Annotated in this window: 21 protein-coding genes and 1 tRNA gene; 10 read left to right on the top strand and 12 right to left on the bottom strand. The window is 36.1% G+C overall.

Going from position 1 to position 22720, the window contains the following annotated elements:
• Nucleotides 1-46: 46 nt before the first annotated feature.
• From EUI_RS0102020 to EUI_RS0102030, 3 genes are all read right to left on the bottom strand, one after another.
• The gene (locus EUI_RS0102020) at nt 47-766 is read right to left on the bottom strand and encodes an MIP/aquaporin family protein (RefSeq protein WP_010015709.1); all 720 of its coding nucleotides are present in this window, start codon (nt 764-766) and stop codon (nt 47-49) included.
• A gap of 252 nt (nt 767-1018) precedes the next feature.
• Nucleotides 1019-3073 carry a copper-translocating P-type ATPase gene (locus EUI_RS0102025; RefSeq protein ID WP_010015710.1) on the bottom strand — a complete coding sequence of 685 codons (2055 nt, stop codon included), beginning with the start codon at nt 3071-3073 and terminating at the stop codon, nt 1019-1021.
• Complete coding sequence (locus tag EUI_RS0102030) at nt 3070-3504, bottom strand: CopY/TcrY family copper transport repressor (protein ID WP_029508492.1); 435 nt, start codon at nt 3502-3504, stop codon at nt 3070-3072. Before EUI_RS0102030 ends, EUI_RS0102025 begins: the two co-directional genes overlap by 4 nt.
• Before the next feature lie 87 nt (nt 3505-3591).
• Here EUI_RS0102030 and EUI_RS0102035 point away from each other — a divergent pair, with 87 nt between their 5' ends.
• From EUI_RS0102035 to EUI_RS10895, 5 genes are all read left to right on the top strand, one after another.
• On the top strand, nt 3592-5031 hold the full coding sequence (locus tag EUI_RS0102035) for an o-succinylbenzoate--CoA ligase (protein ID WP_010015713.1): 1440 nt from the start codon (nt 3592-3594) through the stop codon (nt 5029-5031).
• A gap of 50 nt (nt 5032-5081) precedes the next feature.
• Entirely contained in the window at nt 5082-5792 is a 711-nt protein-coding gene (gene ubiE / locus EUI_RS0102040; RefSeq protein WP_029508493.1) for a bifunctional demethylmenaquinone methyltransferase/2-methoxy-6-polyprenyl-1,4-benzoquinol methylase UbiE, read from the top strand.
• Nucleotides 5793-6255: 463 nt separating this feature from the next.
• Complete coding sequence (locus tag EUI_RS0102045) at nt 6256-6471, top strand: bacteriocin (RefSeq protein WP_010015715.1); 216 nt, start codon at nt 6256-6258, stop codon at nt 6469-6471.
• Between the two features lie 17 nt (nt 6472-6488).
• Nucleotides 6489-6767 carry a hypothetical protein gene (locus tag EUI_RS0102050; protein WP_010015716.1) on the top strand — a complete coding sequence of 93 codons (279 nt, stop codon included), beginning with the start codon at nt 6489-6491 and terminating at the stop codon, nt 6765-6767.
• 131 nt (nt 6768-6898) lie between these two features.
• Complete coding sequence (locus EUI_RS10895; RefSeq protein WP_010015718.1) at nt 6899-7030, top strand: hypothetical protein; 132 nt, start codon at nt 6899-6901, stop codon at nt 7028-7030.
• A 1009-nt stretch (nt 7031-8039) separates the two neighbouring features.
• On the opposite strand, the gene EUI_RS0102060 is transcribed toward EUI_RS10895, so the two are convergent.
• On the bottom strand, nt 8040-8930 hold the full coding sequence (locus EUI_RS0102060; RefSeq protein ID WP_010015719.1) for a helix-turn-helix domain-containing protein: 891 nt from the start codon (nt 8928-8930) through the stop codon (nt 8040-8042).
• Nucleotides 8931-9080: 150 nt separating this feature from the next.
• On the opposite strand from EUI_RS0102060, the gene EUI_RS0102065 reads away from it, so the two are divergent.
• From EUI_RS0102065 to EUI_RS0102075, 3 genes are all read left to right on the top strand, one after another.
• A complete protein-coding gene (locus EUI_RS0102065; RefSeq protein ID WP_010015720.1) occupies nt 9081-11135 on the top strand; it encodes a glycoside hydrolase family 31 protein in 2055 nt (684 codons plus the stop codon).
• A gap of 14 nt (nt 11136-11149) precedes the next feature.
• Nucleotides 11150-12511: an MFS transporter gene (locus EUI_RS0102070; RefSeq protein WP_010015722.1), complete on the top strand. Its 1362-nt coding sequence runs from the start codon at nt 11150-11152 to the stop codon at nt 12509-12511.
• 133 nt (nt 12512-12644) lie between these two features.
• Nucleotides 12645-14612: a glycoside hydrolase family 127 protein gene (locus EUI_RS0102075; protein ID WP_010015723.1), complete on the top strand. Its 1968-nt coding sequence runs from the start codon at nt 12645-12647 to the stop codon at nt 14610-14612.
• A gap of 725 nt (nt 14613-15337) precedes the next feature.
• On the opposite strand, the gene EUI_RS0102080 is transcribed toward EUI_RS0102075, so the two are convergent.
• From EUI_RS0102080 to argC, 5 genes are all read right to left on the bottom strand, one after another.
• Nucleotides 15338-15409, bottom strand: a tRNA-Asn gene (locus EUI_RS0102080).
• Between the two features lie 56 nt (nt 15410-15465).
• Nucleotides 15466-16587, bottom strand: coding sequence for an aspartate aminotransferase family protein (locus tag EUI_RS0102085; RefSeq protein ID WP_010015725.1), 1122 nt, complete (start codon nt 16585-16587; stop codon nt 15466-15468).
• Nucleotides 16588-16610: 23 nt separating this feature from the next.
• Nucleotides 16611-17348 carry an acetylglutamate kinase gene (argB, locus tag EUI_RS0102090; protein WP_010015727.1) on the bottom strand — a complete coding sequence of 246 codons (738 nt, stop codon included), beginning with the start codon at nt 17346-17348 and terminating at the stop codon, nt 16611-16613.
• Nucleotides 17349-17370: 22 nt separating this feature from the next.
• Entirely contained in the window at nt 17371-18585 is a 1215-nt protein-coding gene (argJ, locus tag EUI_RS0102095; protein ID WP_010015728.1) for a bifunctional glutamate N-acetyltransferase/amino-acid acetyltransferase ArgJ, read from the bottom strand.
• A gap of 28 nt (nt 18586-18613) precedes the next feature.
• Nucleotides 18614-19654, bottom strand: coding sequence for an N-acetyl-gamma-glutamyl-phosphate reductase (gene argC / locus EUI_RS0102100; protein ID WP_010015729.1), 1041 nt, complete (start codon nt 19652-19654; stop codon nt 18614-18616).
• A 123-nt stretch (nt 19655-19777) separates the two neighbouring features.
• Here argC and EUI_RS10725 point away from each other — a divergent pair, with 123 nt between their 5' ends.
• Nucleotides 19778-20167 carry a hypothetical protein gene (locus EUI_RS10725; RefSeq protein ID WP_010015730.1) on the top strand — a complete coding sequence of 130 codons (390 nt, stop codon included), beginning with the start codon at nt 19778-19780 and terminating at the stop codon, nt 20165-20167.
• 230 nt (nt 20168-20397) lie between these two features.
• On the opposite strand, the gene EUI_RS0102110 is transcribed toward EUI_RS10725, so the two are convergent.
• Together EUI_RS0102110 and EUI_RS0102115 are read right to left on the bottom strand one after the other, a co-directional pair.
• Nucleotides 20398-20904 carry a YbhB/YbcL family Raf kinase inhibitor-like protein gene (locus EUI_RS0102110; protein ID WP_010015732.1) on the bottom strand — a complete coding sequence of 169 codons (507 nt, stop codon included), beginning with the start codon at nt 20902-20904 and terminating at the stop codon, nt 20398-20400.
• The gene (locus EUI_RS0102115; protein ID WP_010015733.1) at nt 20894-21295 is read right to left on the bottom strand and encodes a hypothetical protein; all 402 of its coding nucleotides are present in this window, start codon (nt 21293-21295) and stop codon (nt 20894-20896) included. Before EUI_RS0102115 ends, EUI_RS0102110 begins: the two co-directional genes overlap by 11 nt.
• 97 nt (nt 21296-21392) lie before the next feature.
• On the opposite strand from EUI_RS0102115, the gene EUI_RS0102120 reads away from it, so the two are divergent.
• Nucleotides 21393-21692 (top strand): hypothetical protein, encoded by a 300-nt coding sequence (locus tag EUI_RS0102120; RefSeq protein WP_010015736.1) that lies wholly within the window; start codon nt 21393-21395, stop codon nt 21690-21692.
• 156 nt (nt 21693-21848) lie between these two features.
• Here the strand turns inward: EUI_RS0102120 and EUI_RS0102125 are convergent, their stop codons facing one another.
• Nucleotides 21849-22565, bottom strand: a complete 717-nt coding sequence (locus tag EUI_RS0102125) for a GntR family transcriptional regulator (RefSeq protein ID WP_010015738.1) — start codon at nt 22563-22565, stop codon at nt 21849-21851.
• Nucleotides 22566-22720: the final 155 nt, after the last annotated feature.

Consider the following 22720-nt stretch of genomic DNA (forward strand, 5'->3'; position numbering starts at 1 on the left):
AAAACATCTCACACATGATGAGATGTTTTTTTATTGTATTAAATTATTAGGCTACTTCTTTAACTTCTTTGTTGAAAAAGTTAGCGGCATATGCTGCCAAAACGCCACCAAGTAAGTTAGCGACGATATATACCCAAACATGACCCAAGGCTTTTCCTTGAACAAAGATAGCTGGTGATAGGGCACGAGCAGGGTTAAAGGCGCCACCAGTGATTGGTAATGCGACGATAAGCAAAGCTGATAACCACAATCCAATAATGATTGGTGCTGGTACGTTAGCCAATTTTGTAACAATTGAAATAACTAAAATGAATAGGAATGTCAAAACTAATTCAAACACGAACGCTGTCAACGTTTGACCATCAGCAAAGTTTGTTTGACCTAAACCGGCAAGGTTCACAAATTGTGACACTGACATTTTTTGACCAGACAAAGCTTGTACGACTGTTGGTGATTTTAGGTAGGCTGATATACCGCCGTAAACGGCAGCTGAGGCTACAATGGCACCCAATAACTGGGCGATAACATAACCAATGAATTCAATCCATGTTAAACGCTTTTGTATAGCCATTGACAATGAGACAGCTGGGTTGAAGTGTCCGCCTGAAATATTGCCAAAGGCATAGATTGCAACTGCGAGGGCTAATCCAAAGGCCAATGCAATTGTTAATGGTGAAGATGTTGTAGCGGCTGAATAAACAACGCTACCAGTTCCGACGAACACCAATATGAAAGTGCCGAGGAATTCTGCGATATACTTACGCATGAGTATGTTCTCCTTAATTTATGTAAAATTACCAATACATTCTATTATACACTTTTACATTAAACAACAGTTAAATTGTGACAGAAACTTAAGCGAAGTTAAATACTTTATATTGTTAATTGTGAGTTAATCTAGTAACTTCTTATCGTTAAAAATGATAAAATTATTAGAGAAAACGCTTACATTGTCGATGCGGATATCTTTAGATGGGAACTAATTGTATGATGTCTTTTGTTACACTCACGGTAGAAATTATTTTTTGTTTGGTGACGCTTTAAGCGTCATCGCATTAAGTGTCACAATAATCGTTGAAAGCGACATCACAATGGCACCAATCATTGGATTGAGCATTAAACCAATGGTAGCTAAAACGCCAGCAGCTAAAGGAATAGCGATAATATTATATCCGGCCCCCCACCATAAGTTTTGAATTTGCTTTGTATGAGCGCGTTTAATGAGTTGTAGAAAATCAATAATTTTTGGTAACTGATTAGCAATCAGTACGGCATCAGCTGCAGCTTGTGCGACTTGCGTACCGGCTCCAATAGCTATCGACAAGTTTGCTTGCGCAAGTGCAGGGGCGTCATTTATACCATCACCAATCATCATAACATCACCTAGTTGTTGGTATTTAATGACTAGGGCAATTTTCTCTTGAGGTGAGACTTGGGCGTGAATAGCGCTAATACCTAATTGTGCAGAAACATTTTGTGCCGTTTTTATGTTATCACCAGTGACAAGAACAGGTGTGATACCTAACTGAACAAGATGCTTTACGAATTCAGACGCTGTGTCTCTAACAGTATCACCTTGTGAGATGGCTGCAACAACTTGATCATGTTTTAATAAATATGAAATTGAACCCTCGTCATGTAATGGTGTGAATAATATATGCTTTTCAGATAAAAAACGTTCAGATACTAATAAATAATGCGTATTATTAACCATACCAGAAACACCATAACCAGCAATATTTGTGACATTTTCCGCTTGTAACAGAGGGGCCTGAATTTGACGACCATACGCTGTAATTGATTGAGCGAGTGGATGAGTTGATTGCGAATCCAGCGCTGACATAATAGCAACGGCTTGTGTTTCATCTAAACCATAAGTGATAATGCGATTGACGCTAAACTTTCCAGTTGTTAGTGTTCCTGTTTTGTCCATCAAAGCAAATTGCAAATGATTTGCGGCGGTTAATGCCTTACGATTTTTAATCAAAATGCCCTGTGCCGCGGCTACTGATTTTGTACGTTGAATAACTAAGGGCACAGCTAAGCCAAGTGCATGCGGACAGGCAATCACGAGGACAGTTACGGCAATATTAATAGCAGCGCTCAGGCCACGTAGACTGGTCCAAACAATTAAGGCAACTAAAGCAAAAATTAAAGCTAACCAGAAAAGGTAGCTGGCGACACGATCGGCCAGTGTTTCAACACGTGATTTTTGATCTTGTGATGTTGCTAGGACACCCTGCAATTGACCTACAAAAGAATTGTTACCAACTTGAGTTAATCGCAAATCTAACGAGCCATTACCGTTAATTGTGCCACCAACAACAGGGCTATTTTCAGATTTATCAATCAGTTGACTTTCACCAGTCATAAGAGACTCATCAACTTGACTGTGACCTGTGATTACAACACCATCTGCTGGAAATGCTTCGCCTGCTAATACTTGGACAATCATGCCAGGTTTCAATGTATGAAGTGGCATATCCATCATCATATCGCCGTGCCTGACATGGGCAATATTTGGCATTAATGCTCGTAATTTATCTGTGGCGTCACCAGCTTTCATGGTTGCTGCCATTTCAATTCGATGACCCAGTAGCATAATGACTGTTAAGGTAGCAAATTCCCAGAAAAAATCCATGATATGAGTACCGTGAACGAATTGATTGGCTAGTAAAGCATAGATTGAATACCAAAACGTGACCAGTAGTCCCATGCTAACAAGGCTCATCATTGCTGGCTTTTTAGCTTTGATTTCACTTTTGGCACCATCAAAAAATGGCTTTGATCCAATAAAATAAAGTAGCACAGAGAGTATAGCTGTGACCCAATTACTGCCAGGAAAAGTCAGTGTGAATGGTAAAGATAAGCCCATGAAAGGGGTGATGATAATGATTGGCATCATTAAACCAAAAGACCACCAAAAGCGGCGTTTCATGTCAGTCATATCCATATTAGCCATACCAGGGTCAGCAGTCATATGCATGTGGTGATGTGACATATCATGATCAGCCATGTTTTCAGTCATAGGCATGTCGGCCATATCGTGATGGCTATGTTCAGTCATTTTCATTGTTCATCCTCCCAATTATTAGGCATGCAATTACACGCCACAGCTTCAGGTGCAGTACTCAGCTTTTGCGATAAAATATCTTGTAAGCGCAAAATATCATGTCGCGATAAAGTTGTCGAAGCAATGGCATTTGTTATGGCATCTCCTACACACATCGCACACATTGAATTAATGGTCTGATGAAGGGTATTTGTCATAGCATCGTGCTCAGTGATGGTTGGTTTATAAAGTCGATCACGAACTGCGCCATTATCAATTAAATAACTTTTATTTTTTAACCGAGTGATGAGCGTTTTGATTGTTGATGGTGACCAATCTGTTTTAAGATGCATAACACGTATAATTTGTCGACTCGTTGCTTCTCCAAGTGTCCAAATAACACGCATAATTTCCCACTCACTGGTTGTCATATTTTTATTTTCTTTTATCATATCTATAGTTTACGTTTGTAGACTTATAAAAGCAAGCGCTATTTTGTTGTAAATGATATGGTAATATAGTTATTAAGAGGTTTTGACATGGAAAATTGGTTGACAAAGCGTGCGCGATTAACGCCAAACCGTGTGGCGGTTGCCGACGGCAAAAAGCAAATGACATTTGACCAAGTAGCAAGTGAAGCAGCAAATATTGCTGGTAAAATTGCTGCGTTGCGAGATAAAAATGAGCGTGTTGCACTGATTATGACGAATAATATACAGGGTTATCTTGTTATTATGGCATTGCAACAGCTTGGGAAAACAATTGTATTTATTAATCGACGACTATCAGCTAGGGAAGTGAATTATCAGTTGGCTGATGCATCAGTTACGGTAGTGTTGACAGATGATAATTACGATAAAAAGTTGACGGTTACGCAGCAAATTAAGTTTTCTGAGTTACCGGAAAGTAGCGCGGTAATACCAGTCGCTGAGTACCCAGAAGATTTTGTGACAAGTGTCATGTACACTTCGGGTACTACAAATAACCCAAAAGGTGTCATGCAAACCTATCATAATCATTTTATGTCGGCGGTGGGCAATGCTTTAAATCTTGGCTTGACGGCAGAAGATACATGGCTGGCTGTGGTGCCTATTTTTCATATCAGTGGTTTTTCTATTCTAATGCGCAGTCTGATATACGGTATGCGAGTCATGCTTGTAGAAAAATTTGATGCGTCGAAAATTAATAAGTTATTAATTCAAGATTCAATTACGACAATGTCTGTTGTACCAGTCATGTTGAAACAATTGTTAGCGGAACTGCCAAAAAATGTGAACTATAATGATAAATTTCGGGCAATGTTGTTAGGCGGTGGTCCAACGGATAAACTGACTTTGCAGCAAGCACAGGCACATCATTTGCCAATTGTTCAATCCTACGGCATGACAGAGACTGCTTCTCAGGTAGTGGCACTTGATCCAACTGATATTCATGATAAGCTGGGTTCAGTTGGAAAGCCACTATTTCCAGTTTCTATTGAAATAAGGAATCAATTTGGGCAATCGGCTCAAAAAGGCAATATTTGGATTAAATCACCAACTTTGACAGTTGGGTATCTCAATCAGCCAGCTAAATTAACTGAAAATATGCAATCTGGTTGGTTTAATACCGAAGATTTTGGTTATTTTGATGCCGATGGTTTTTTATATGTTCAAGGTCGTGCGGGTGATATGATTAGTTCTGGTGGTGAAAATATTTTCCCAGATGAAATTGAAGCTACCTACGTTAAAATGCCTGGATTAGATAATATGGTTGTTGTTGGGGTACCAGATGAACTGTGGGGATCGATTCCTGTTGCTGTTGTTACCGGTATGAATTTGTCGATGGATAAGTTACGCCAGTACGGACGTGACAACTTAGCGCATTATAAAGTACCAAAACACTTTTACATCGCTGAAACATGGTACCATACAGCGAGTGGTAAAACTCAGCGTCATCGTTTTGTAGCTGTGCTATCTGAATTAAAAGAATTGAAATAATATTAATAATAGGAGAAATGCGTGAGTCAACGGTTTCACGTACTAAAATTATGACACAATCACCTAAAAATACTGATGTTCAGGCGCTTTTTAATAAAATTGCCCCTGAGTATGACAAAATGAATAACATCATCTCTTTTGGGACCCATAAACTATGGCGCCAAAGGGTGATGACTAAAATGACTTTTCCTGTAGGAGCGCATATCATTGATTTGGCAACAGGGACAGCCGATTGGGCGATAGCATTGGCTGAAAAAAGTGATGCTACGACAGATGTTACAGGGCTTGATTTTAGTGAGGAAATGCTTGCGATTGGTCAGAAAAAAGTTGATGTCAGTGATTTCTCTAATAAAATTACCTTGATTCAAGGGGATGCGATGGCATTACCATTTGAAGATGATACGTTTGATATTGTGACAATTGGCTTTGGACTACGTAATTTGCCTGATCCAGTGCGCGGATTGCAGGAAATGTATCGTGTACTAAAATCGGGTGGACAGCTTGTTATTTTGGAAACCTCTCAACCCGATAATCCACTTGTGAAACCGTTTTGGCAACTCTATTTTGGTAAAGTGATGCCAATATTTGGCAAAGTTTTTGCTAAAGGAAAATATACAGAGTATAAATACTTGGACGAAACAACTGAAAACTTTATGGATTACTTGACTTTAGGGCAAACATTGCTGAAAATAGGATTTCAAAAAGTGACTATTTCACGTTTCAATTTAGGTGCAGCAGCAGTGCATTATGCAATCAAGTAGGTCAGTTGAAACAGTCGATTAGGAGATACTTTGATCGACTGTTTTTGTTGGCATTAAATATAAAAAAAGAAACTTCATCAATTTGATGAGAGTCCAAGAAGTTGGACAAAATAGCAGTAACTAACATACTCAGTGATGAGTTGCCGTTATCCTAACTGGCGACAAACCAGATATTTGCCAGAATATCAAAACCCTTAGAGTGATAGCTTGGTTTAATCTAAAAATACGTAGCACATCATTTAGAAACCACACAGGCAACTGTTGCCCGTTATGAAAAAGGCACGCGTATACCAGATATTGATTGATACGTTGATTGAGCTGTCATCCTTGTTTAAAGTAGACGTTAACAGCCTAATTCTGTAACATAAAACATTAGAATATACCAAAATGGTATAAAAAATCGTTAAAATTCATGTTATTATGTTGAACATAAGCAACTAAAAAAGAAAAGAGACAATAGCACATGAAGTCATTACAAGATTTTCAAACAATGAATCACACCCAATTAGCTCAGGTTAATGGTGGTAAGAGAGTTTATATTCCGAATGGAAACGGAGCTTGGCTTGACTCAAATACAGGTAAAGGAGGAGTAGATTGGAATGTAGCTGTTCCTGCACTAGGATCAATAATGGTCAATGGCTGGGCACAGAATGGTCCTTTGGCACATCTTCATCCATAAAAAAGTGAGGTATTGATATGAGTAAATTATTTCAAAATAATAAAGAAGAACTCGCAACTTATTTAAAATCTGTTCATGTACAGTCTAATATCGAACAAAACCTGATAGATAATGCAATAAGCCAATTATCTAATAAAGTGGCTGTACCAACAGTCCTTCAGCAATTAAGTCATGGTTTTTGGGAATTAACTATACAGGGACACCTATCTAAAGAAGGATTAGATCTGTACACAAAACTACAAAGACCAGATTTTGCAAGTGATTTTGGTCGGTCATTTAATCTGTGGATTCAATAAAGTGTAACATAATACGCTAAAATATGGCAATGGGCCATATTTATTTACCATATTTTATGATAAGTTCTCATTATATTTAAATAAAAATAAGTGAGAGTGGTTACATGAAGACATGAGCAGAGTTTCAAACCATGGGTGATGATACCCAATTAGCACAAGTTAATGGTGGCAAAATTATTCATGTAATCCCCTTGGCAGATATATATAATACAATAACTCATAAATATGCCACCGATAATTCTGCAATTTGGCATAGTATTTGACAAACAATGGTAATGGCCGGTCTTAAACTCTAGGCAGATGGCTTTCTGGTCAATATAAATAATAGTTAAATACTTTATGATAGGAAATGTTATCAAAAATGTTTAAAAAAATCAAAAACAATCGTTATCATCAGGTTTGTTTGAAATCGAAGATTTGAATGATAAAGAAAAAATATTTATTTCTAATTTTATTCAAAGTACTAATGATAAAAAAATGAGTGATGAGAGAGCGACCAACGTTCTTATAGCAGGACTCAGAAAACTTTATTTTAGAGATTAGTAGCTGTTTACACTTAAATAAGGTAAGAAGATGATAGCCCATAACTGGTACGTTTTCTATTTTGATTTGGTCGTCAAAATAGAAAACGTACCAGTTATGGGCTATTTTTGTGCGAAAGTGTTGTATTTATATTGTAAATTCACCGTTTGATATTTTTTCTTATGAACTAAGGTATTTTCTTTTTCAAAGTAGGCTACCTTTACTCTTAATAATTTATTTTCTGTTTGTAATTGCTTAATAGTTTTAGGGATTTTGTTGTATTTGACATGTTACTAGACCGCCTTTTCCTTGAGATAAGATACTCTCAGCCGCTAATTTTTTGTTTCTAATCTCATATAGTTACTGGATTTTTAATCTTGAAATGACTTGCAGTCATTGGAAACGAAGCTTGATGGACTTGGCACCATTTAATAACCCTCATTTGGAAGGAAGAGTCATAAAAGGGTTCTTGGATAAATGTTCTAACCATTTTTATATAGTTTCGGATCCATGAATATCATATGCAATCATTAGCTGACTTGGTGACTACTACTATCGACAAATATTTGAAACCTATCATGCTTTGTTAACTAGAATTAAACCATACATTATCCAGTATTCTAACAAGTATTATGTTTCTAAATTTTAATATTTACTGTGTCTACGTAACAGTTAGTAATTCATTCAATATTCCTGTGCAAAGTTATTATCAGAAAACGTATGACCAGCTAAACCTAAATTAGAGAACCTTTAAATTCTAGTTGGATCCGAAATTTCAGGATCGACTGTTTGGTTATTTAAGTAGGTTTTAGGATTAGCATTTCTAAATTCTGATGGAGTGATTCCCATGATTTGTTTGAAAATTTTAAAAAAATATTTTTCGTTATAGAACCCTAACTCATAAGCAATTCCTTTTATTGTTATGTCTGTGGTTAATAACAATTCTGTAGATTCTTCAATTTTAATTATATTGATAAAGTGGACAGTAGTGCAATTTAAGTATTTATGAAACATTCTGTTTAGTGTTGGGGTTGTTATACCAAATGCATCAGATATTTTTTTAACCGTTAATTTTTCATGACTATGTATTCGTGTCCAATTTTTAATAGTTTCAAAACGCGAGCTATCTTTCATCCGGTTATTATAAATAGTGGAATAGTGCATAGATTGTTTTGAAATTTCCAATGCTAAACTGGATACAAAAAAATTAGTTGCTATCAGTGGCGAGTCTGGGTCATTGGCAGAATCCAATACTTGCCGAAACAGTAATATAATTCTACTGAATTTAAAGAGTGTAAAATGTTGATTAATTAACTGGTTCTTTCCACTATCCATTTCATTCAATACATTAAATAGCCCATTTGAATAAAAATGAACCCAAAGAAATTCTGTATTTATAGGTGATGATTTATATCCGAAATGACGGATTTTAGGAGGAATTATTAAGCAATCATGATTGCTTAATACGAATTTTTCATTTGCAATTTGAATGAATACCTGACCACTAATGACAATAAGAATTTCAAAATCATTAATATTGATAATATCTTTGTGTTTCCAATGATTATCTGTTTGATACTGACCGGCTTTATAAAATGAAAAAGGAACCGCCAAGTTGAATTTGTATACTTTTTTACTCATATAGGCACCTCCAAGTTCATTATGTGTACCTTTTACATTAATATACTCGTTTTTAATAAAAATGTAAACGGTTACAATTAACTTGTACAAATTTATGTTAGACGCTTTAGTTGGTAAAAATAACTAATTAATAAATAGAAGGAGCATATTATGCTATACGAAAAAGATGGATGTTTATGTTTTAGAAATGGCAAAGAAGTTTTAGAAATAAGACCTTGGGGGAGGAATAGTTTTAGAGTTCGGGCAACAAAATATCCTAAGTTTAATGGAAATAAAAATGCATTGACTGAAAAAATTGAAGAAAATCAAACGAAAATGACAATAGAAAGTGGTTATGGACAAATAACAAATGGACTACTTACAGCTAAAATTGATGAGTTTTCTAATTTGTGTTTTTACAATGAAAAGGGAGAGGCATTACTAAAAGGTTATCAACGAAATCGTGTCGACACAATGAATACAGGAGTTGATGAAAGTAAGATTAGTCACTTTAATAGTGCATTGAATATTGATTCTCGTGAATTTAAATCTAACATCGGTGGAGATTATGAAATTCGAATGAGATTTGAAACAAGAAATGATGAAAAAATTTTTGGTATGGGGCAATATCAACAGGATTTTCTTGATTTGAAAAATGCTAAACTTGAATTAGCTCATCGTAATTCGCAAGCCAGTGTGCCTTTTATGTTATCAAATATTGGATATGGATTTCTATGGAATACGCCTTCGATTGGAGATGTAAGTTTTGCGAAAAATATAACAGAATGGCATGCAATATCAGCTAAAGAAGTTGATTTTTGGATTACAGCAGGAGATAATCCCGCTCAAATTGAAGAACAGTACTCAGATGCTACGGGTAAAGTTCCTATGATGCCAGATTATGGATTAGGGTATTGGCAATGTAAACTACGATATCGTACCCAAGAAGAAGTTTTGAACGTTGCACATGAATTTAAAAAAAGAGAGTTACCTATCGATGTGATTGTAATTGATTATTTCCACTGGACTAAATCTGGTGAATATAAATTTGATAAAACATATTGGCCAGATGTGGAAAAAATGACTAAAGAATTACATGAGATGGGTATTAAAGTGATGGTATCTGTTTGGCCAACTGTGGATGAAACTAGTAGCCATTATAAAGAAATGAATGAGCACGGATATTTAGTTGAAGTCGAACGTGGAGTACCAATAACCATGAATTTCCTTGGAAATAATGGATTTGTAGATTTTACAAATCCTGAAGCACGTCAATATGTATGGAGTTTACTTAAAAAAAATTATCTTGATAAAGGTGTTGACCTGTTTTGGTTGGATGAGGCTGAGCCTGAATATAGTGTTTATGATTTTGATAATTATCGTTATTATGAAGGTAGTAATTTGCAGGTGGGAAACATATATCCGGTTAAATATAGTCAGATGGTTTATGAAGGTATGAAAAAATTTGGTAAATCTGACGACATAGTTAATCTTGTTAGGAGTGCGTGGGCCGGAAGTCAGAAATATGGCGCTTTAGTTTGGTCTGGAGATATTGATTCAAGCTTTCAATCACTACGTAATCAAGTGGCTATAGGTTTAAATATGGGAATTGCTGGGATTCCATGGTGGACTACAGATATTGGAGGATTTCATGGAGGTGTAAACGATGATCCCAACTTCCAAGAATTAGTTACAAGGTGGTTTCAATTTGCAACTTTCTGTCCAGTAATGAGAATGCATGGTGATCGCGAACCACATACTTCTCCGCTAAGTAATGTTGGCGGTGGTAAAATGCCTTCCGGTGGTCCAACAGAGCCGTGGTCCTATGGAGATGATGCTTTGGGGATAATGACTAAATATATGAATTTACGTGTGAATTTAAAAAGTTATATAAAAAAAACAATGGCTTCTGCACATGAAAAAGGGACGCCAATTATTCGACCAATTTTTTATGATTTTTATAAAGATGAGAAGGCATGGGATATAGAAGACCAATACATGTTTGGGGATGATATCCTAGTTATTCCAATCTTATTTTCTTCAAAAGATAGAATAAAACGCCAAATTTACTTTCCTAAAGGAACAAATTGGATTGATAGTAAGACAGGGTCACTTTTAAAGGGTGGCACTACGTTGATAGTTAACACTGAAATAGAAACAATTCCTACTTACATTCGTGAAAATAAATTTAATGAACTAAAAGAAGCCTTTGAAGCTATCCAATAAAGGAGAATACGCTAATGAACACTCAAAAAAAAGAAGTTTCTACTAATACTCTTCCATTCCATCGGAAAGTGACATATGGATTTACTGATATGGCAGGAAATATTTTATTTTGCATTATTGGATCGTACATGTTATATTTTTTTACCAATGTATATGGGCTATCCATCACAACGGCTGGAACGATATTACTTTTAGGAAGATTTGTAGATGCATTTGGGGCACCTTTTATCGGTATTTTAGTCGATCATACACATAGTAGATTTGGTAAAAGTCGACCTTGGTTTCTATGGATGGCTCTTCCTTATTCAGTAGTCATTTGGTTATTATTTACGACACCAAATTTGAGTGGTAATAGTAAAATTATTTATGCCGGAGTAATGTATCTTTTAGCTGATTTTATTTATATTACGTTGTCCACACCTATTACAGCAGTTTTGCCTAATATTACTTCTGATTCAAATGAACGAATGTCGGCTAATTCAATAAGGCTGGTACTGGGCAATGTTGGGAACTGGTTGGCGGTGACATTTGTTATTCCTTTGGCAGCATTATTAGGTAATGGTAATGATAAAAAAGGTTGGTCAATGGCAGTTGGAATGTATGCAATTATTGCATTTGTTCTATTAATAATTGCATTTTTAGATATGCGTGAAAAAAATATTTTCCAAGAGAAAGTGATCTCGATTAAAGATAGTTTTAAATCAACAAAAGGGAATTGGCCATGGGTTATTATTGTTTTGTCGAATGTTATTTTCTGGACATCGTATGCAACTAGAAATGCGGCACTACCTTATTATTTTCAGTATAATATGGGAAATCAACATTTAACTTCAATATTTAATGGATTTTCTATAATTCAAGTTATTGGTATGGCATCAGTTCCATTTATTGCCAAATATTTACGTAAGTGGGGAACAACTGTACTGATGCTTGGAATCACTATTATAGGACAGTTAATGATGGGAATAGCAGGAACCAATGTGAATTTTGCCTTGATTGGTTGGTGTATCGTCTGCATTGGTTCAGGTAGCGCATTAACCATGTTTTTTGCAATGATTGGGGACACTGTTGATTTTGGTGAATGGAAAACTGGAATTCGAGCTAATGGATTTTTAACAGCAATTGGCGCATCATTCTGTATTCAAATGGGACAAGGAATTGGACCTTTCATTACTTCTGTTATAATGAATATATTTGGGTTTGACGCTGCGAATAAAACACAAACTAAACATAGTATGCAAGGTATTACTTTTTCATTCATTTGGGTTCCAATTATAATTTGTGCTGTTAGTCTTGCTATTATGTTATTTTACCGTAAATGGGAAAATAATGAGCATATAGTTAAATCAGACTTAGAGAAACGACATCTGGTTTAATTAATATTTTAAAATATTCCTTGTCTATTGAAATTGAGAAGGAAAAGAGCTAATTATCCAAGCAGACCTTCTTAAACGACATATTGATGAACTAAAGTAGTTATTTTTTATACTCTGAAAGGTAATATATCCGATGTCAAATATTGAATTAAAAAAAGTTGAAATTACATCTAATTTCTGGAATCGTTATCGAAAGTTAATTGTCGATGAAGTTTTACCTTACCAGTGGCAAGTAATGAATGATGAAGCAAATATTTCCATTGCTGAAGATCCACAAAATAACGGTCAAGATAAAAAGAGCCACGCTATTGCCAATTTAAAAATTGCGGCAGGCGATATAAGTGGTCATCATTATGGTTTTCCCTTTCAAGACACAGATGTTTATAAGTGGCTTGAGGCAGCAGCCTATTCATTTAGCTACACTCAAAATCCAGATTTAAAAAAAATTACGGATGAAGTAGTTAATCTTATTAGTAAAGCACAAGATTCGGATGGCTACCTATCCACATACTTCCAAATTGATGCACCTGAACGTAAATTCAAACGATTACAGCAATCACATGAACTTTATTCGATGGGACATTACATTGAAGCTGGAGTTGCGTATTTCGAGCAAACTGGAAATGAAGAAGCACTGAATATTGCTAAAAAAATGGCTGATTGTATTGATCGAAATTTTGGTGATGAAAATGGGAAAATACCTGGGTATGATGGGCATCCAGAAATAGAGTTAGCGTTGGTGAGACTATTCGAAGTTACAAACAATGATAAGTATTTCAAATTGGCAGAATACTTTATAAACAAACGAGGAACAGATCCTAATTTCTTTCAAGATCAAATTGCTAAAGACGGAGAAAGTCCCCAACGTGACTTAATTGCTGGTATGCGTGATTTTGATTTGAATTACTATTTAGCATCTGAACCAATTTATAAACAAAAAAAACCAAAAGGACATGCTGTTCGAGCCGTCTATCTATGTACAGGTATGGCAAAAGTCGCACGCTACAACGGTAACCAGTCCTTACTTAACGTCTGCAATCAATTTTGGAATGATATTGTAAAGCGTCAAATGTACATTACCGGTAATATTGGACAAACGGCTACTGGAGAAGCATTTACCTATGACTATGACTTACCAAATGATACTAATTATGGTGAAACATGTGCATCAGTTGGTATGGTATATTTTGCCAAAAAAATGCTCGATCTTCAGGCTAAGGGTGAATATGCCGATATCATTGAAAAAGAGCTATTTAATGGCGCTCTAAGCGGAATGGCACTTGATGGCAAACACTTTTTCTATGTTAATCCACTAGAGGCTAACCCGGACGATAGTAAAAATAATCCAGGAAAATCTCACATACTAACACACCGTGCTGATTGGTTTGGCTGTGCTTGCTGTCCGGCTAATCTATCTCGTCTAATCACATCTCTCGATCAATATTTATACACAGTCACAAAAGACAGCATTTTATCACATCAATTTATCTCCAATGTAGCTACTTTTGAAAATAGTATTATGATTAATCAAACAAGTAACTTTCCTTGGAATGGTAATATTCATTATTCTATAGTCAACCCTAAAAAAGTGAAATTTCGCATAGGTATTCGCGTACCCAGCTGGTCTGCCGATTTTTCAATTAATGTAAATGGAACCGTTCAAAAATCAAGAGTGATAGATGGATTCATCTATTTTGATGTTGTTGACAGTACAATGTCAATAGACTTAACATTGGATATGGAGGTTAAGTTTATGCAATCCAACAATCGTGTTCGTTCCAACTTTGGGAAAGTTGCCATTCAGCGCGGTCCTCTTGTTTACACAGCCGAAGAAGTGGATAATGGATCTAAATTATGGACGCAGATCATCAAAAAAAATGCTAAAGTTACGGTTGAATTTGATTCCAAATTACTTGGAGGTGTTAACGTGATAAATATAGATAGCATTAAACCAATACTGGATGATGCTGAATCAAATCTTTATCATGATATGGCTAGATCAAACATTTTAGAGACGACAGGAATTCTAAAACTAATTCCTTATTATTCATGGGCGAATCGGGGAAACGGAGAAATGTCAGTTTGGTTAAATAAACAATAGCTTGAAAATTCGTATGTCACATTTAATTGAAATTTTTATTAATATTTCTACAATCCACCATACAAGAAAATATACCATTTACAAAATTAATTAACGACTGAATGACAAATCACTAGTAGAAAAAATATCATTATTTTAAAAAAGTACGAGCTACTAAACAAGGATCAGAAACACCAAAGTATCAACTTAATCAGACCACAAACATAGATTCTGCTAGCGCAATAAATGACCAGTTTTCATCAGAAATAAGGTTATGACTCGACGATAACCTTATTCTGTTTGAAACTGTGGCGACTTGATTTGACAAATCGCTTCGACTAATTTGTTATCTGATGTTGTACTGATGGGATGTGCTTCTAATAGTAGTGCGTACTACTGCATTTAAGCTGTGTTAAATCCAATGAATCATTTAATATGAATCGTTTAGTCTGCCTTAGTGACGTGATGGCCGTTTGTTTTTCTCGGTTCGTTGATATCCACTAAGGCTTTTAATTTTTGTACGCCTTGCTTACCATGGTAAGCAAGCATTTTTCAACGCTAGATGATAGTTTCTCTTACGTAAGCCAGCGAGTTTTTGTTGTTCAGGTGTCAGTTGATGGATGTGTTTTAAGGTAGTTCAACACGAACATTTTGACATAAGAAAACCCGATAACTCTCTGAACAGATTTTTATTCTGTCCAAGTTATCGGGTTTTCTTCAATTTGATGAGGTTTTCTTTTTTGAGACTGCTCCACCTGGGATCGAACCAGGGACCATCACATTAACAGTGTGCTATTCTACCGCTGAACTATGGAGCAATGAGTTGTTTAAACAACTACTAAAGTATATCAAGATTAAAAATAAATGTCAACACTTATTTTTCAGAAAGATATTTTTTAATTTTCTCAAGTGATTCTAACAACTGTTCCGTTGGAATAGTCAGTGGGGGCAATAAACGTAAGGTGTTCTGACCAGCTGATAATACAATGATTTGTTCATTTAATAAATCGGAAACGACTTCATTTACAGGAATAGTTAAAGCTATACCAGCCATCATACCAAGCCCACGAACATCGGTTACGACATTTAAATGATTGAATTCAGCTAATTTTTGCCACAATATAGTGATTTTTGTCTGCAATTCAGGTAATAGGTTGTCCAAGACGTCAAGGGTCACGTTGGCTGACGCCATAACTAAGGGATTGCCACCAAATGTTGATCCGTGTGTGCCATAGGCCAATGCGGGGGCTAATACATTTTTGGCAAGCATTGCACCTACAGGAATACCGTTAGCTAGCCCTTTAGCACTCGTGAAAATATCCGGTTCAAAATTATAATGTTCAAAGGCGAATTTGGTGCCTGTACGACCTATACCTGTCTGAACTTCATCAACTAGAATGAGGATGTTATTATCATGGGCTAATTTGACAAGTGCTTTAACAAATTCAGGTTCGGCAGGAATGACACCACCCTCACCTTGAACTAATTCCAGCATAATAGCAGCAATATCATCTGTTATGAGCGTTTTTACACTATTAATATCGTTAAATACTGCGTATTCAAAACCAGCAAGCATTGGTAGTCCGGCGTGAATACTATCTTGTCCCGTAGCAGCCATTGCGGCGTAAGTACGGCCATGGAACGAATTTGAAAATGAAATGATGGTCGATTTTCCAGTTGCTAAGCGTGCTAACTTGATAGCAGCTTCATTGGATTCAGCGCCAGAATTGGCAAAGTAAGCAGTGTAGCTGTCACCACCAAGCTTTTCTGCAACCTGCTCTTGTAAAGGATTCAGGTACAAATTAGGTACGTGCCACATTTTTTCTGCTTGCATTGTTAGTGCAGCGACAACTTTAGGGTTATTAGCGCCGACATTATAGACGCCAATACCGCTTGATAAGTCGCTATAGGCATGATTTTGATCATCAAACCAAGTAGCGTTTTTTGCTGATACAAATGTGACTGGGGCACGATGATAGTTTGGAAATAGAGGCATTTTTATTCTCCTTAAAAATTTCGTTATAGTGTGACAATTGTGCCGGGATGAGTCACGGTATTTGTGATATGAACATTATGCACACCACGTTGAACGGCATCAAGGGCACTATTTATTTTAGGAATCATGCCACCGGTGATAATATTTGACGTTTGCAGCTCAAGTGCTTTTTCTGGTGTTAATTCTTGTAGAATATTACCACTGACTTTAACGCCGGAAACATCAGTTAATAAATAAAGTTCGTCAGCTTGTAGGTATTTGGCAATAGCAGTAGCGGCATGATCGGCGTTAACATTGAGCCACTGACCATCATTTGAGATAGCTAATGGCGCAATAATAGGGACTAGATGTTGTTGCCACATATTATGAATGAGTTGTGTATTGACTTGATGAATGGTGCCAACGTAACCATAAACATCTTGATCTAAAACATGACCAGTTAATAATTGATTGCTACCGGCGTTTAGGCCAATAGCTGACACCGCATTTTGACGAAACGCTTCAATAAGTGCGGGTTGCACTTGTCCCAACAAGGCCATTTTAGTGATATTAATACCGTTTTGTGTGGTAAAACGAATGCCATTAATTTTTTGAATTGGTTCGTTGAGTTGTGCCATCAAAGATGAGATATGGTTACCACCACCATGAACTATGACAATTTGGGCATGTTGTTTTTGCCAACTTTTGATTGTTTCAAAAAAGGCGGGTGTGAGTTGAGTGGCAGCAGTACCGCCAATTTTAATAACTATTTTTTTGGTCATGTGTCGTCCTCCTACATGGTAATCATGTTGTGTAGAGTGCATTGATTTTAACGTATTCATAAGTTAAATCAGATCCCCATGCTTGACCATGAGCTGCACCATTGTGTAAATTAATAGCGATAGCAATATTTTTTTGTTCTAGTGATTGAGACATCATTTCCTGATTAAATTCAACAGGTGCGCCGGCTGTCATGACGGGTATATCGTTAAGCGCAATGTCGATTATATTCGGATTAATAGTCACATCACTGGCACCAATAGCTGCGATAATACGACCCCAGTTTGGATCTTTGCCAAACATCGCTGTTTTAACAAGAGATGAACCAACGACTTTTTTTGCTACCATACGTGCATCTAATTCGGAGTGACTGTTATTAACTGTCACGGCTAATAATTTTGTGGCACCCTCACCGTCACTAGCAATGTCAATTGCTAGTGCTGTTGTCACAGTGTGCAACATGGCTTTAAAGTGATCGTAGTCCGCAGAGGCGGTCGTAATTGTTGCATTCCCCGCCAGTCCATTTGCCATAACGAGCACCATATCATTAGTGCTTGTGTCACCATCAATCGTGATTTGATTAAAGCTGGTTTCAACGTCGTCAGATAAAGCCTGTTGTAGCAAATCAGATGTCACACTAACATCTGTTGTTATAAAGCCAAGCATAGTTGCCATATTTGGATGGATCATACCAGAACCTTTGGCAACACCACTCATTGTGACAAGATGGCCACCAATATTGCTTTGGATGGTAATTGACTTTTCCTGCGTGTCAGTTGTCATAATAGCGTGAGCAAAGCCGTTCGTGTCGCCATCAATGTTGAGTTGATGAATACCGGCAACAACTTTATCAATAGGCAAGATTTGACCGATAATACCTGTGGAAGCAACACCAACTAAACTAGCGTCAATATTCAAAACCTTTGCAGTTGTTGCTTGCATGATTTTTGCGTGTTCGAGTCCAATGTTGCCAGTGACAGCATTAGCATTGCCGGAGTTCACGATAATAGCTTGTAATTTGCCATTTTTAATGGTGGCTTTGTTGAGCTGAACCGGTGCTGCTTGTACCTGATTTGTTGTAAAGACACCCGCCACAGCAGCAGGTGTCTCACTGTAAATCCAACCAAGATCTTTTGATTTGTGTTTCAAACCAACATGTTGACCATCACCGTGAAATCCTAATGGCGCGGCAATGTCAGCAATATTAAGTTGATGAATTTTTTGCAGTAATTCTGTCATAATGTTTTCCTGTTCATGAAAGTTTCTGTTAAGCGTACTGAGCTATTAATTGTAAACCAGTTGTCTCATCTAGGTTAAAAAGATGATTCATATTCTGAATTGCTTGACCAGCGGCACCTTTGATCATATTATCAATGACACTGACAATTGTGAGATATTTTGTATTAGGGTTATAGGTTAATCCAATATCTGCAAAATTGGTACCAACGACCTGTTTAATATCTGGTAGTTGATCTTTAGGCATGACACGCACAAATGGTTTATTTTTGTAAGTGTCTTCAAAAATTTTTTGTAAGGTATCAGCTGATAATTGCTTGGTTAATTTAACATAAGCACTAACAAAAATGCCACGATTGATGGGTAGTAATGATGTTGTGAATTGGATATGATCAATGTTTGATTGCCAGTGTTTTAATTGTTGTGTAATTTCTGGGATATGCTGATGGTGGTTTGGCTTGTACATGCTGAAATTTTCATTGACGTTGATAAAGTGACTTGATAAATTGAGTGATTTACCAGCGCCTGAGAGGCCGCTTTTAGCGTCAATAACGATGTTTTCTTGATCTAATAATTGCTGCTGAGCCAAGGGTGCCAAGGCTAATAATGTTGCTGTAGCGTAACATCCAGGGTTTGCAATATAGTGACTATCATTTTGGTAAAAATCAGCGAGGCTATAATTAGCTTGATCTAATAAAGATTGCGATGCAGGTGTCTTTTTATACCAAATTTCATAGTCAGGGGCGTTAAGTCGAAAATCACCGGACAAATCAATTACCGGAAAATTAGCTTCAATAAATAATTGTACCAAGTCCTTAGACACACCACTAGAAGTAGCGAAAAAAACTAAATCAGTAGATTGCATAATATGCAAAGGATCAAAAGGTGTTGGCGTTATTTTATACATAGATTGTAGATGTGGGTAACTGACACTAATATCTTCTGAATCGTTTGAGGTATTATGGATTGACACAACATGAACTGTCGGATGATTATGTAATAAGCGCAGCAATTCAAGCCCACCGTAACCGGTAACGCCGACAATTGCGACATTAATTATTTTTTTGTTCATGTTGTGCCTCCTTGAGTAGTTAATGTTATAAATATAAACCTATATGTATTTAAATACAATTAGTATGCATGGTTTACATGAATATAATTATATTCATGTATAAAAAACCATTAAAGTGCTATCTTGCAAAACGAGGTAGGCAATGCACAACTATTAAAAGTCACACTAGAAGGTGCGATGTTGCTCATCATTTCTCGTGAGAAGTTATATGGGTATGTTCTTAATCAGCGGTTACAGGAATCAGGATTTGACACAGTATCTGATGGTAGAACACATTTGCAGTTATTTATTGAAACGTGGTCGCAATTAAAGCAAAATATGGAGGGATTGATGAGAATCAAAGACGTTATTGGGGAAAATAATGAGTTACAAAAACAGCTAAACAGGGATAATGCAGCATACAATGATCAAGTCATCACTCGCGGACGGTTACAGTGTTTGTGGAAATCAGAGGCCGTCGTTGAACCGCTATTGTTAGATATTTTAAAGGATGTTTTCAAAACACCGCTTTAATGGTGGTGAATTTTTTCTGATGTTAGTCTGTGGCATGGCTGCTCTATTAGTGCTATATTATTACCGCGAAAAATTGTTAAACTTTATTTTGCTTAGCAATAAAAAAACACGCCTATGATTTTATCTTTCAATTATTATCTATATTCTGGTGCTTGTTGGTTTATTTTATGCTTTACCCGAATTTTGGGTCATTCATTTCTAAATCAGAAAAAAACACTTCCGAAGAAGTGTTAGGCACGTGCAGGTAATTCTAAAATTGCTCTGGCTAAAACATGACCATTGCTTTTTGTACGTAGTTCATTGAGGAAAAAGCCGTCTTCAATATCAAGTGTTGTGTCGAGCGCAAACACACTGAGGGTGTAGTTATGTGTTTTATCTGGTGGCATAGGGCCGATGTAAGCTTGATTAATTGCTGGATTAGCTGGTTCATTGGCTTTTTTTACCATATGCCATGTTGAATTCGTACCAGAAATGCCTTTGTGTGTAGCACGGAGATTTTCAGGAATGTCATCGACAGGCAAATTAGCTGCTAGCCAGTGAATCCATGGAAATCCAGTAACTGGTACGGCATCATAATCAATCAGGCTAACAGATAAAGATTTTGTGCCCTCAGGGATATCATGAATGATCACGGGAAAGTTTACCGTTGGCATATCATTTGTTCGGTAAGGTATCGGTGCGTGTTTGGCATATTTATCTGGAATCAAACCATTTTCTAAAGTGACGTTAATTTTCATGTTGTTCTCCAATTAAGTTTTTCTTTGTTTGTGCTAAATGTGCCCGAACTGTTATATTCATCTGTTTATTATGCACGCGTATGGTATTTATGGCTGTGATAATTGCTTCAGTTCGCTCGTCAGCGTCTTTAATGGTAGCTGTTTCAGATTGTACATGTTTTGCAAAACGATCAATAAAAGCCATTTGTAGTGTTGGTTCATCAGCGCGAAGCGTTTCGGCTGCAGCAGTTTGTTTATCACTTTCTAATTGAGAAATGGCATCAAGATAGCCTGTAAAAAAATCATCTGCCACCGTTGTATTTTCCCAAGTAATGGGTTCATTTGGTGCATACTTTGGTTCAGTGGTAGTTGTATCTGAATTTTTCTTTTTAAATAAGTTAAAGAATGACATAGTTTAAACCTTTCGTATAAAATATTTATAACTTTATTGTACCGAACATTTGTTTTATTTGGTACAATAAATTTAACATTTAAATCTGGGGAAAATTATGTCAGCACGTAAAACGGTATTTAATGATAAACAACGCATTCTTAGACTCTACTCAGCATTGATTAGTCGACGAGCCTTATCTATTGAAGAAATCGAAGATATGTTTTTTATTGGTCGAAAAACTGTCCAACGTGATATTTCTGAAATCCGTGCTTTTTTGCATGATTTGCAAGTTGGTGAGTCAGTTCAATCAGAAATTGTATATGATCGCAATTTAAAAAAATATAAATTAACTGAGATGGAAAATCTTTTCCGTGTTTTTGATAAAATTAATCAGATCGATGAGGATGAACGCTGACTATTTGCCACGTTATTTAAATCATTAACCAAAAACGACCACGTATAGCCTATACGTGGTCGTTTTTTGCTCTCGATATTTGTTGCAGAATTACCCCAAAAATGAGCTTGTTGATTTAATGATAAGACATATAAGTTATGCACTAAATAATTAGCTTTATGATAAAGGCACTTTATTGAAAACAACAATACTGCCTTTATCATATCTATGGCGTGTATGAGAATATTCGAATATACGCCCGTCCTTTAAACTCACTGTTTGAGTAATTTGTAGAATAGGATCTTCTTTCAAGCAATCAAGGTATTTTATATCATCATCAGTTGCTTTATCTGCACTTATACGCCGAACTGCACTTCCTATCGCCATTTTTAAGTCGTTTTGAATGAATGAAAAGATTGAGTGTTCAGCTACTTCTTGAGTTAAGTTTGAAATAACAGATAGCGGCATAATTGATTTAGTGAGCTCATATGGCTCTTGATCAAGTTTTCTTAAACGATAAATGTCGTAAACAGGCACTGTTGTCGAAATGTTTAGTTGTTTGCTCTCTTCATTGGTAGGCAGCCGAATTTCAAAATGTAAAACTTTGGTGGATACGTCGGCTTTTCCGGAAAAAAGTTGCGTTGTGCCACCATATTGTGATGAAATGATGTCTAATGCGGAAGAATAAGTAGGGGACACAAAAGTACCACTACCTTGTTTTCTAATAATTAAATTATCGTTAAAAAGCATGTCTAAAGCTTTTTGGATAGTTACACGAGAAGTGTTGTACTCACTAGCAAGATCAGCTTGCCTAGGCAATGCTTCGCCAGGTTGATAATTGCCATCTTCTATTTTTTGTCGTAAATGTTTTGCTATTTCTTGGTATAAACTCATTGCTAGGATATCCTTTTAAAAGTAATTAATCAACACTATGTTAACATATTTTTTGGATATATACACGTATTTTAAATATGTAAATATAATTAAATAATTTGTATTGACAAATTATTTAATTGAGAGATAATACCTGTATAAAGCCAATTATAAAT

Source organism: Leuconostoc gelidum subsp. gelidum KCTC 3527 (assembly GCF_000166715.1).
GTDB lineage: Bacteria > Bacillota > Bacilli > Lactobacillales > Lactobacillaceae > Leuconostoc > Leuconostoc gelidum.